Source organism: Rubneribacter sp., from assembly GCF_965361815.1.
Genome location: NZ_CBDTNW010000120.1, coordinates 25,506 through 37,871, shown reverse-complemented (window position 1 = coordinate 37,871; position 12,366 = coordinate 25,506). Strand labels below are relative to the sequence as shown.

Sequence of the window (12,366 nt, the reverse complement as noted above, 5' to 3'; positions counted from 1 at the left end):
AAGCGGTCACCACAACGCCGCGATTGCGGCGGCGGCCGAATCGGCCACAGCTTCCGGAAGCGCCCCCTCGTCGGCTGAAGCGAGCGCCGCCAGCGCCCCGACGCCCGACGCGGCGGGTTCGCGCGGCTTGCGCGGCTCGGGCGAGGGAGACGGGGAGGGAGAAGGCAGCGGCGCAGAGGGAGCGGATGACGGGGGAGTTGCGGACGGTGCGGGCGGCGAGGGCGGTGCGGGCGCTGGGATCGACGAGTGCGCTGCGGACGGCGCGGATGACGAGTGCGGTGCGGGCGGCGAGGGCGGCGCAAACGCCAAGGTCGATGGGGGCGTCGCGGACAGAGCGGTTGGCGCATGCGACACGGGAGGCGTGGACATCGCAGACGACCTGTCGCTATCAAGAAGGTCGCACGCCGCCCCCTTCGCATGCGACGAAGACTCGCTCACCCGTTTCCCATCTGCGCTTTCGCGCAGGCTGAAATCCTTTTCGGCGACAGTTCTCCATCGTCCGCGAGCAAACGCCGCCACCAGGAAGGCAGCGCGCAACCACTCGTCAACGCACATGGCCGCCCACATGCCCACGATGCCCCAACCAAGCCCTATGCCCAGCGCGTACCCGCCTCCTACGGCAAACACCCACGAGAACGCGACGTTCGCCGCCACCGGCGTCTTCACGTCCCCCACCGCCACAAGGGCCCGCACCATCACTATGTTGACGGCGCGTCCTGCGCTCAAGAACATCTCGATGAACAGCACCCGAGCCCCTAGATCGCGCACAAGAGGGTCGTCGGTGAGAAAGCCGAGCACCGTATCCGCATTGAGCCACAAGGCCGCCGACACGCACGTGGTCAGAACGACCGCTGCAAGATCGACCATCCACACCCGTCTTTTCACCAGGTCGAAGCGCCCAGATCCGAATAAATACCCCAAAACGATCTGCATTGCCTGCGAAAGCGCCAGCGAGTACAGATACGCAACGCCCGCCACCATGGAGCAGTACACCTTCACCGCGACCACCGTGGTTCCCAACACATTGATGAACGACAGGATGACCACTTGGACAAGATCGTAATTCAATTGCTCGCCGGAGGACGGCACGCCAACGCGAAGCATGTCCCTCAGTGTTCCCCAAGGGAACGGCTTCACAAGAGAAATGCTCAAATGAATACAAGTATGCCTGTTCACCAGGTAAAACGCAACAAGCAATCCAATCATGCGCGCCGCCACGTTCGCAACGGCGACACCTTCCACCCCCGAAAGCGGCACCGGGATCGCGCCGAAAACCAGCGAGGCGCCCACCAAAACGTTCACACCGTTCATTGCAAGGCTCGCCAACATCACGTCTTTGACCCGCGCCTGACTGCGTAGCAGCGCCGTGAACGTGAAGAACAACGATTGAACGACCGTGCTCGCCCCCACGATCAAAAGGAACGACGACGCCATATCCCTGATTGACGGATCGACGTTCAGCAAAGCCAGCATCTGAGGCCATAACACGAACAACAATGCTGTGATCAGGATAGATAATGCACCGTTCACCACCAGGGCAACCGCCCCCACCTCTGAGACCCTCGTTTCCGGCAAAGCCCGTCCAACGGCGCGCGTCGCAAGAACAGTGGTCGCCGTGCTCATAGCGGAAAGAACAACAGTCACGATATTGAGTATCTGAAGCGCGTTTCCCACCGCTGCCGCCGGCTCACTTCCTTGGGAAACGAGCATGAGTTGATTGACGTTTCCCATCATGATCTGCATAAACAGTTCCACGAACAAGGGGAATGACAGCAGGAGCACATCGCGCGCCTCCGTCCTGTCGGCCAAGGGCCTCTCGGCGCGAGCAACGCGCGAGCGGCGCGCACCGGCCTGCGTGCGCAGAACCCTAGCTTTCGCATCCGCAGCGCGGAAGCGAATCCCTTGTGTCCAAGCCGCAACCGACAAGGCAACCTCCTTTCGCATTCTTCGCTTTTGAGGCGTGCAGTATACGGCAGGGCAACAATCGCCCCCTGAGAGCCTTAAGAGTCCACGGTTTCTGCATTCCCGTTTCGTTAATTTATAATTATTGTAATCATGAAATGTTTCACGTGAAACATTCAGAGGGTTGAAACGCTCCTCGGCAAGGCGGCGTGCCTACGAGGCACCCTTTTCAAGAAGCCTTTCGTTTCCAAGTGAACCTCCAAAGAGAACCGCCGTTCACGAAACGCTCCGCCCTTTGGCAGGCTGCTTCCCATCACCCATTTGAGAACGCCATCACAACGCCTTCACTTGCGGAACAGGCTCATCGCGAACAACATAAGTGGAAAAGCCATCCAATCCTGAATAAGCCGTATCGATCAGGGCGCGTGAAAAACGCTTTGGAAACTGCAGGTCTGCTCGCAGGCGGAACAGCTGCAACAAGCGAAACAACCTCTAAACGGGTCCGCTGACGTCCGTTCGCGAACCATCCTGTTCGCAAGACGCCACCCTCGCGAGGCCGCAGGGAAATCCGCGCCAAGAACAGCGCAAATCTCCTAGGAGTTGCGGCGCCGGCAGGTTGCGGCGGGCGGCGGGTCGTGCGGTCACCGGCTTGTGGCGTGTTGTGATGGTCGGCGGGTTACGACAGCCGACGGGTTGCACGGGCGGCGGGTCGTGATGGGTGGCGGGTTATGACAGCCGACGGGTCGTGGCGGGCGGCGGGTCGTGGCGGGTGGCGGGTTGCGGCGGGCGGCGCGCTGATGCGGGCGCTTCGGACTTTTCTCAAGTTGAAGAGCAATTCAACAGAAGAAAGCATTGCGCATCCCAACGCCGAAATGTTTCACGTGAAACATTTCAACGCGAAATTATTTTCCACCACGTTTTATCCCTCAAACAAGGGGTGCGAGAAACCGAAACCTTCGACAAGGACCCGCCTACACCAACGCTCCGCTCACCACGTCACCCCTACACCAACGCTCCACCCGCCACGTCATTTGACACTAACGTGCCACCCGCAATGTCACCCAACATCAGCCAAAGACATCCGTCCAACGAACGACCACCATAGGCTGTTGATCAGCGGCACCAACCAACAACGCCAACCAGCGACGCTCAACCAGCAACGTTCGAACAGAAACATCCAACCAGCCGTCGCTCGCTCACTGACTTCGGTTCAGCCGCTATCGCCACCACACACCCATAAAACGCTCCAATCTCCCCTCATCAGACACTCTGAATGTTTCACGTGAAACATTCAGAACGCAAAAAACCGCCTGCCGTGCGTGGCAGGCGGTTTCGCAAACCTATCCGTTTGAGCGAAAAGCGCCCAAGGGGCCTCCGCCTTACGAACGGTCCTACTACTCGCCAGAGGACTCCTTGCCGGCGGCCTCGACCGCAGAGCCGTCCTCGTCCATGTCGTCAATCTGGGACTCGTCCACGTCGGATGCCTCGTCATTCTTGCCCAGTTTCTTCTTCTTGCCGCGGCTCGAGATGGCCACCGCAGTCACACGATCCTTCTCGGCCACCTTCATCACGCACACGCCCTGGGTGGAACGTCCCAGTTCGGAAATGCCGGACACCGGAGTGCGCACGACCACGCCCTCCTCGGACATGATCATGATCTCGTCTTCCACGCCGACTATCTTCATAGCCGCAAGCAGGCCCTTCTTCTCGGTCATCGTGATGGTGAACACGCCCTGGCCGCCACGATGATGCTCAGGGTACTCGGACACCGGAGTGCGCTTGCCGAAGCCCTTCTCCGTGATGACGAAAAGATCAGTATCAGGCTGAGCTATTTCCATACCCAGCACCTTGGCGATAGGGGGCACGTTCATGCCGCGCACACCAGCCGTGGCGCGACCCATGGCGCGCACCTCGCCCTCGTCCCACATGATGGCCTTGCCGGCCGAAGATACCATAAGCACCTTCTCACCAGGGGCAACGCGCCGCACGCTTATCAACTCGTCACCATCTTTCAAGTTGATGGCAATCAACCCGTCGCGGCGAGTGCGGTCGTACTGGTCCATCGAGGTTTTCTTCACCATGCCATGGGCGGTGGCGAACATGAGGTACTCGTCGCCGGGGAAGTCTTTGGTGGCGATGACGGCGCTGATAGTCTCGCCCTTCTCAAGCGGCAGCAGGTTCACGATGGCCGTGCCGCGCGCATGGCGCGACGCCTCGGGAAGCTCGTACACTTTCAGGCGGTAGACCTTGCCCTTCGTTGAGAAGAACAGCATAAAGGAATGCGTCGAGGCAACGAACAGATGCTCGACGTAGTCGTTGTCTTTCAGGTTCACGCCCTGCATGCCCTTGCCGCCGCGCTTCTGCTGGCGGTACGTGGCCACCGGCAGGCGCTTCACGTAGCCGGACTTCGTGACCGTGACCACCATGTTTTCCTCAGCGATAAGATCCTCCACGTCAAGGTCCTTCGCCGCCTCGGACAAAAGGGTCTTGCGGGGCGAGCCGAACTTCTTCTTGACCTCCTGCAGCTCCTCCTTGATGATGGCGCGCACGAGGGCCGGGTCGCCAAGCACGCGCTTGTAGTAGGCGATGCGCTCAAGCAGCTCGGACAGCTCGTTCTGGATCTTCTCGCGCTCCAAGCCGGTCAGGCGGCGCAGGCGCATCTCCAGAATGGCGTCGGTTTGGCGCTTCGTCAGCCCGAACCGCTCGGTCAGGCGCTCGCCGGCCTCTTGGTCGGTCTGCGAGGAGCGGATGATACTGATGACCTCGTCGATGTTGTCCAGCGCGACGATCAATCCCTCCAAGATATGCGCGCGCTCTTCGGCTTTCGCCAGCTCGTAGCGCGTGCGGCGGACGATGACGTCCTCCTGGTGGGCGATGTAGTAGTGCAGCATCTCCTTGAGCGACAGCACGCGCGGCACGCCGTCCACCAGCGCCAGCATGATCACGCCGAAGCCCACCTGCAGCTGCGTGTGCTTGTACAGCTTGTTGAGCACCACCTGCGGGATGGCGTCTTTCTTCAGCTCGATGATGATGTCAACCGGAGAGTTGCGGTCGGCGCCGTCGTGGATGTTGCTGATCTCGGGCAGCTTCTTTTCACGCACAAGCTCGCCCAGCTTCTCCAGCAGGCGCTGGCGGTTCACCTGGTAGGGGATCTCAGTCACCACGATGGAACTCTTGCCGTTCTTGCCCTCCTGCACCTCGCAGCGGGCACGCACGGTGAGCGAGCCGCGACCCGTCTCGTAGGCGTCCAGGATGCCCTTGCGGCCCATGATGATGCCACCGGTGGGAAAGTCCGGGCCGGGCATGGCCTTCATCAGGTCCTCAGTGGACACCTCGGGGTCATCCAGCATAAGGCACGTGGCGTCGATAGCCTCGCCCAGGTTGTGCGGCGGAATGTTGGTCGCCATGCCCACGGCAATGCCCGACGAGCCGTTGACCAGCAGGTTCGGGAAGCGGGCGGGCAGCACGGTGGGCTCTTCCAAGCTTTCGTCGTAGTTGGGTTGGAAGTCCACCGTTTCTTTGTCCAGATCGCGCAGTATCTCCATGGCCGCTTTGTCCAAGCGCGCCTCGGTGTAGCGCATGGCGGCCGCCGAGTCGCCGTCGATGGAGCCGAAGTTGCCATGGCCGTCAACCAGCGGCACGCGCATGGAGAACGGCTGGGCCAGGCGCACCATGGTGTCGTACACGGCCGAATCGCCGTGCGGATGGTACTTGCCGATGACGTCGCCAACGGTACGCGCCGACTTCATGTGCGGACGGTTGGGCGTGTAGCCGGACTCGTTCATGGCGTACAGGATGCGACGGTGTACCGGCTTCAGGCCGTCGCGCACGTCGGGCAGAGCGCGCGAGACGATGACGCTCATCGAGTACTCAAGGAACGAGGTCTGCATCTCTTTGCCCAGGTAAGCCGAGCGGACAATGGTGCCTTCGCCCCCGTTGGCGCCCTCCACGATGGCGCCGTGCGGACTGCCCATGGACGAGGTATCTATGAGCGACCGGGCGCGGTCCTCCTCAGATGCCCCATGCACGGGACGGGAAGCGTCCCGTGCGGCGGATGCGCCTTCGGCGGAGGAGTCGGAAGCGTCGCCTCCTTCGCTGGCGGCCGCTTCTCCTTCCGATTCGCGGTCGGCGCGCTCGGCGTCGTAATCCTCTTCGGCGCGTGAGAGCAGCTTGCCGAATGCATCATCGCGAGCCGTCCCCTCGGAAGAGGACCCGGACGGCTCGAAATCTTCAGTGTTGTCAGCCATGTGTCTCCTCGGTTCTAAAATGTTTCACGTGAAACATTTTCTCTGCGAAACTTCGGACGCCGCACGGACCGCCGAATACCCGCGCTCGCGCGTCAGGCGGCCTCCCGCGAGCCGCCTGACGCCCCTGCTTGCGCAGGCAGCGTCCGCGACCCGGGCGGCGAAACGCTAGATGTCCAGGAAGCGGACATCTCGCGCGTGCTTCTGGATGAACTCCTTGCGCGGCTCCACCAAGTCTCCCATAAGCTCGCTCACCACGCGCTCCGCCTCGGCGGCGTCGTCGATGTTCACCTGCAGCAGCGTGCGGGTGGCCGGCTCCATGGTGGTCTCCCACAGCTGCTCGGGGTCCATCTCGCCCAGGCCTTTGTAGCGCTGCACGTCGAACTTGCCAGGCTCGTCGTATTCGGCCAGCACCGACGACAGCGACGACTCGTCGTAGATGTAACGCTCGATCTTGGGGTTGCGCGAGTTCTTCTTCTTGAGGCCGAAGATGGGCGGCTGCGCGATGTAGACGTAGCCGCGGTTGATAAGCTCGGGCATGTAGCGGTAGAAGAACGTGAGCAGAAGGCAGCGGATGTGCGCGCCGTCCACGTCGGCATCGGTCATGATGATGATGCGATGGTAGCGCGCCTGGTCGGCGTCGAAATCCTCGCCGATGTTCGTGCCGATGGCCGTGATGAGCGAGCTAATGGTGTCGCTGGACAGCGAACGGTGCAAGCCCGCGCGCTCAACGTTGAGGATCTTGCCGCGCAAGGGCAGGATGGCCTGCGTTTTGCGGTCGCGCGCCTGTTTGGCCGATCCACCTGCGGAATCGCCCTCTACAATGAAGATCTCGGACTCGGCCGGAGTCTTCGACGAGCAGTCGGCCAGCTTGCCCGGCAGCGCGAACGAGTCCAGCACGCCTTTGCGACGCGTCATCTCGCGCGCCTTGCGGGCGGCCTCGCGCGCCTTGAGAGCCTGCGTCGCCTTGCCGATGATGCGCTTGGCAGGCGCGGGGTTCTCCTCCAGGTATTCGGCCAGCCCCTGCGTCACGGCGTTCTGCACGAGCGGGCGAATCTCGGTGTTGCCCAGCTTCGTCTTCGTCTGGCCTTCGAACTGCGGGTCGTGCAGCTTCACCGAGATGATGGCCGCGCAGCCCTCGCGCGTGTCGTCGCCGGAGAGGTTGGAGTCCTTCTCCTTGAGGATGCCCTTGTTGCGCGCGTACTCGTTGATGGTGCGCGTGACGGCCTGCTTGAAGCCGTCGAGGTGCGTGCCGCCCTCGTGCGTGTTGATGTTGTTGGCGAACGCCATGACGGAGTTCGTGGAGTAGGACGTGGACCACTGCATGGCCACCTCCACCGTGCCGTCGACGTTCTCCGCCTCGAAGTAGATGGGCTTGTTGAGCGTTTCCTTGCCCTCGTTGAGGTACTTCACGAAGTCCACGATGCCGCCGGCGTACTGGAACACGTCGGTGCGCGGGTTGCCATCAGCGTCGGTAACGCGTTCGTCGTGCAGGATGATCTTGAGCCCCTTGTTGAGGAACGCCATCTCGCGGAAGCGGTTGGCCAGCGTGTCGTAGTCGTACACCGTGGTCTCGGTGAACACCTCGGGGTCGGGCCAGAACGTGGTCGTGGTGCCCGTGTGCTTGGCGGTGCCCACCTCGTGCAGCTTCTCGCAGGTCTTGCCGTGGTCGAAGGCGATGGCGTACTCCTTGCCGTCGCGGCGCACGTTCACCTCCACGCGGGTGGACAGCGCGTTCACCACCGACACGCCCACACCGTGCAGGCCGCCGGACACCTTGTACCCTTCGCCGCCGAACTTGCCGCCGGCGTGCAGGATGGTGAGGACCACCTCCACCGTGGGTATCTTCTCCTTCGGGTGCTTGTCCACCGGGATGCCGCGCCCGTTGTCTGCGACGGTGATGGAGTTGTCCTGATGGATCCACACCTCTATCTGGGTGCAGTACCCCGCCAAAGCCTCGTCCACGGAGTTGTCCACCACCTCGTACACCAGGTGGTGAAGCCCGCGCGGACCCGTCGAGCCAATGTACATGCCCGGACGCTTGCGGACCGCCTCCAAGCCTTCGAGGACTTGGATGTCGGAACCGTCGTAATGGTCAGGTTTGTTTGCCACTGACATGCTCCTTTTGTAGTGCGATATGTGGATGAACGGCGCTTGAACGCTAATCTTAAAAATTGTAGCACAGATGCGCAAGGTACGGATGAAAAACATCTTGTTTGAAGCCCCTGTGATGGCCTGTGGAGCGAGAGCGTGCGTCCCGAGGTCGTTTTTGTTGCCGTGAGGCCATTTTGCGAGGAAAGAGGCACAGCGCCAGGCGGCGAACCACGTTGGAACGCCGCTGGCGAAGGGGTGTCCGGAAGGAGGGGCGAATGGGGGGTGGAGGGTCCTCGATGAGAACACGCGCGGCCGAGGGGGGTGGGGCACGCAAGCGAGGGGCGAGCAAAAGCGCACGAGAAATGACGGGGGGCGAAGATGGCGAAAGGGAAAGAATCGGTCTTGAAGAAACGGGGTTTCGCACGATTGCCCGACAACGCGTTGACCTCCGCGCCCGAAACAAGGCACCGCATACGGCGGAGTTGCCGAAGGAGAACGCCCCGAATGTTTCACGTGAAACAATTGCTGGAGAACGTCCCGAATGTTTCACGTGAAACATTCGGGACGTTATTTGCCGGAGGCTTTTGTTACAGCCCCCCGGTTTTCGAGTCTCCCCATACGGCACCGGATCCGCTCTTCGGCGACGAACCCGGCAAACGGCAACGGACACCGCGTCCTTCCCCGTTCCGCGCGTGTCGGCATCCGAAGAAACGGGGATTTCGCTCGAGCGCGCCTCTCCGCCAGATCGCATCCCGCGGCCGCGCGCGGATACCCTCCGGCGGGCCTTTGTCGACAACCTTCGCATAATGAAGTCCTCGCGAGGCACCCCCCCGCACGCGCAAAATGCGACCTCGGATGACGACCCCGCATGCGAAGCGCTCGTGAGACACGCCCCTGCGCGCTCTCATACGGGGCGACCGCGAGGCACTCTCCCGAGCGGCATGCCGCGCGCAGCGACGCGTCGTGCTCCCTCACGTGACGCACCACTGCGCAGCGCCTCGCCCACGCCGGAATGTTTCACGTGAAACATTCCGGCATGAAACCACACGAAGGAGTCCAAAGCCCGCGCGCTCAACCAAAAACAAAGACCCGCTTCCCTCTCTCCCCACCGAGTGTTTCACGTGAAACACTTGACCGCTTGGAGGTGGAGCGCTTCGTCTCGCGCATGGTCGAAACAACGGGGAATGTTTCACGTGAAACATTCCCGCCGCGCGCCTATGCCCGGATCCCCGCGTCCGTGGGCGCCTACACCGGCCTTTCCAGCCGCACGACGCGCGCGCGGTCAAGCAAGTCGGCGTCGAAATAGTCCAGGTTCGTCGTAGTGACGAACGCCTGCATATCGTCTGTCACAAACGCAACCAGCGCCCGCCTCCGCGAGGCGTCAAGCTCGCTCATGACGTCGTCAAGCAGCAGCACCGGGTTCTGTCCCAGCATCTCGCGCATGATAGTCGCCTCGGCCAGTTTGAACGCGAGCACCACGCAACGCTGCTGCCCTTGGCTGCCGAACACCGCGGCGTTGCGGCCGTCGATGAAAAACTCCATCTTATCGGCATGAGGTCCGACCACCGACCTCCTGCGCGCGCGCTCCTCGGCGCCGCGCGCCTCCAAAGCGCGCGCCAACGCCTCCCGTGCCTCGTCACGAGCGAACGAGAACGTCCGGACCTTCCCCGGATCATGCTCCTCCCATGAAGGAACATAGCAGGCGTCCAACCTCTCCCGCCCATCGGAGATGTCTTCGTAGAACGCGCGCATAGAGCGTGAGAGCTTTTCGAACAACGCCGCGCGGTAGCACGTGAGCTGGGCGCCGCAAGTGATGAGCATCTCGTTCACGCTCTCCACCAAGGTGCGGTCGGCCTCGTCTTTGAGAAGCTTGTTCTTATGGCGCAGCACCTTTTCGTAATCGCGCCTGATGAGATGATGGTTGGCCGAAAGTTGGGATCCCAAGGCGTCCACGGCGGCGCGCCGGACGGACATCGATCCCTTGGCAAGCTCAAGGTCGTCGGGCGTGAACGTGACCGACGGGACGATGCCGCGCATGTCAACCGCCCTCTTCGGCTTCCCGTTCAGCAGGTGGCGTTTCTTCCCGTCCGAAAGACGCAGCTCCAGGGAAAGCTCGCGATTGCCATCCCCCGCATCGGCCCGCAAAAACCCGCAGGCGGCGCCGGAGCGGACAAGCTGCTCGACGGTCGGGTTGCGAAACGACGTGCGCGCCGTCAGAAGCTGGATGCCCTCCACGACGTTCGTCTTCCCAACGGCGTTGGGTCCTACAAGCACGGTCAGCGGGCCTACATTCTCCAGATCGAACGACTTGTAGCTGCGGAAATCGCGCAGCGCTATATGGCTGATAGACAGACCCACGCCAAAGGCCGCCCTGCTCTACGAGATGCGCACGGGCATGACCAGGTACAGGAAGTTCTCACCCTCGTCAGCCTTGAAGATGCCGGGTTTGAGCGAGGACTGTACCTCAAGAAACACCCGCTCCGTCTCGATCGACGCCAGACCCTCCAAAACATAGGAGTAGTTGAACGCTATCTCCAGGTTCTCCCCCTCCCCTTCGCAAGGAAGCGTCTCCTGAGCGGTGCCCACGTCCTGTGCCGCCGCCGAAAGCTGGACCGTCTGCGACGAGACGTCGATGCCGAACTTGACCGGGGAGCTCGCCTGCCCCAGCAGCGAGGCCCTCTTCACGCCTCCCACCAGATGGCCCACGTCCATGCTCACGCGCGTTGCATATGAGTCGGGCAGCAGCTGGCGGTAGTTGGGGAAGTTGCCCTCGATACGCCGATTGATGAACACCGTGTCGTGGTAGGTGACCACAATCTGGTTCTCCGCCAGCGCGATCCTCAGCGGATCGTCGGTGCGGGGAAGCGAGGCGATCTCCTGCAGGAACGAACCCGCTATGACCGCCTGGAAATCCTCGACGACCGAATCGGGGAGGTCGGCTTCGGTGATGGCCAGCCGGTACGAGTCGGTTGCGACCATTTTGAGTAAGGTCCCCTCCAAGGTGATGAGCACGCCGGTGAGGATGGCGCGGCTCTCGTCCTTCGACACCACGCGCGCGACGCGTTTGACCATGGAGGCGAACTGGGAAAACGGAATGGACACCTCCTGCTGCACGTCCACATGCGGGAATCCGGGGAAATCCTCGGCGTCGAGTGCCTTGATGGAGAACGAGGACGTGTCGCACGTGATGACGGCGGAATCCCCTTCGGAGGCGACATGCACCGCAGCGTCGGGCAGGTTCTTCACTATCTCGGAGAACAGCTTGCCCGGCAACACGCCGCGCCCCTCTTCCTCAACGAGCGCAGGGACTTCGTACTGAATGGAAAGTTCCAGGTCGGTAGCCTGGAGCGTGAGAGAGTCGGCGCGGGCGTCAAGGTAGATGCCCGACAAGATGGGAAGCGTCGACCTTGTGGCAATGCCCTTCAAGACGACAGCCAGTGCGTTTTGCAATTCCGTTTGGTTGATGCTGAACTTCACAACCGCTGCCTTTCTCTCGCCGTCTGCGCGTGCGGTTCCAGTATCGCACAACCCAGGGGCCGTGTGACGCGAGGCGCGGCAAAACCGCGTCCTTCCTTCGCTTCTTCGCTTCGGATCGAAATGGATTGTTTTTCGTTGCCGAATGTTTCACGTGAAACATTCGGAGTTGGGATCCGGGGTCGGGGAAGACGCGTTTGGGTTGGCGGAGTTGGGAATTGGCGGAGCTGAGGAGCAGCGGCGCATCGATTTTGACGAATCTGATGGGTTCGATGGGTTGGAAAAGGTCTTCTTTAATATGCATAAGGGTTTAATAGTTGTAATAATAAGGACGGTGGAAATGTTGACAACTCTTGTTTCCCCACGTCAATTGGGGAATTCTCTCTTCTTCGGCGTGTGCAGAGCGAGTTCCCGCCCTCAACACCAATTATCGCAAAAATTATCTTTCCAGGGAATCGGAAGGTTTTGCGCGTTCTTTCAGTTGGTTCTCCCCATGCTTTTCCGCAACACGGACGAGCGCGTTCGGGGCCGCCTCTCTCTCCGCGTTTCTTGCGGGGCCTTCTTGCAAGGCCGCTTCTCTTCGCCTGTCGACGAAGAGGGGGGTTGGCAAGCCCGGTTGGCCGAAGCGAACCCGCCGTGCCGCTTTCGGCTG

At 61.6% G+C, this 12,366-nt stretch carries 6 protein-coding genes; all 6 read right to left on the bottom strand.

The window, feature by feature from the left end; all coding sequences use genetic code 11:
- Positions 1-6 precede the first annotated feature (6 nt).
- The 6 genes from ACWKY3_RS08690 to dnaN all read right to left on the bottom strand — a co-directional run bounded on the left by ACWKY3_RS08690 (position 7) and on the right by dnaN (position 11,717).
- Positions 7-1,809, bottom strand: coding sequence for an MATE family efflux transporter (locus ACWKY3_RS08690; RefSeq protein WP_449316025.1), 1,803 nt, complete (start codon positions 1,807-1,809; stop codon positions 7-9).
- A gap of 426 nt (positions 1,810-2,235) precedes the next feature.
- Positions 2,236-2,382 (bottom strand): hypothetical protein, encoded by a 147-nt coding sequence (locus tag ACWKY3_RS08685; protein WP_449316024.1) that lies wholly within the window; start codon positions 2,380-2,382, stop codon positions 2,236-2,238.
- A gap of 914 nt (positions 2,383-3,296) precedes the next feature.
- The gene (gene gyrA / locus ACWKY3_RS08680) at positions 3,297-5,876 is read right to left on the bottom strand and encodes a DNA gyrase subunit A (protein WP_449316067.1); all 2,580 of its coding nucleotides are present in this window, start codon (positions 5,874-5,876) and stop codon (positions 3,297-3,299) included.
- 438 nt (positions 5,877-6,314) lie between these two features.
- Positions 6,315-8,264 (bottom strand): DNA topoisomerase (ATP-hydrolyzing) subunit B, encoded by a 1,950-nt coding sequence (gyrB, locus tag ACWKY3_RS08675; RefSeq protein ID WP_449316023.1) that lies wholly within the window; start codon positions 8,262-8,264, stop codon positions 6,315-6,317.
- Positions 8,265-9,485: 1,221 nt separating this feature from the next.
- Entirely contained in the window at positions 9,486-10,598 is a 1,113-nt protein-coding gene (recF, locus tag ACWKY3_RS08670) for a DNA replication/repair protein RecF (RefSeq protein ID WP_449316022.1), read from the bottom strand.
- Between the two features lie 18 nt (positions 10,599-10,616).
- Positions 10,617-11,717, bottom strand: coding sequence for a DNA polymerase III subunit beta (dnaN, locus tag ACWKY3_RS08665; RefSeq protein ID WP_449316021.1), 1,101 nt, complete (start codon positions 11,715-11,717; stop codon positions 10,617-10,619).
- Positions 11,718-12,366: the final 649 nt, after the last annotated feature.

Excerpts from the sequence above, each read along its gene's own strand:
- gyrA (WP_449316067.1), bottom strand. The coding sequence starts at position 5,876 with ATGGGCAGTCCGCACGGCGCCATCGTGGAGGGCGCCAACGGGGGCGAA.
- gyrB (WP_449316023.1), bottom strand. The coding sequence starts at position 8,264 with ATGTCAGTGGCAAACAAACCTGACCATTACGACGGTTCCGACATCCAA.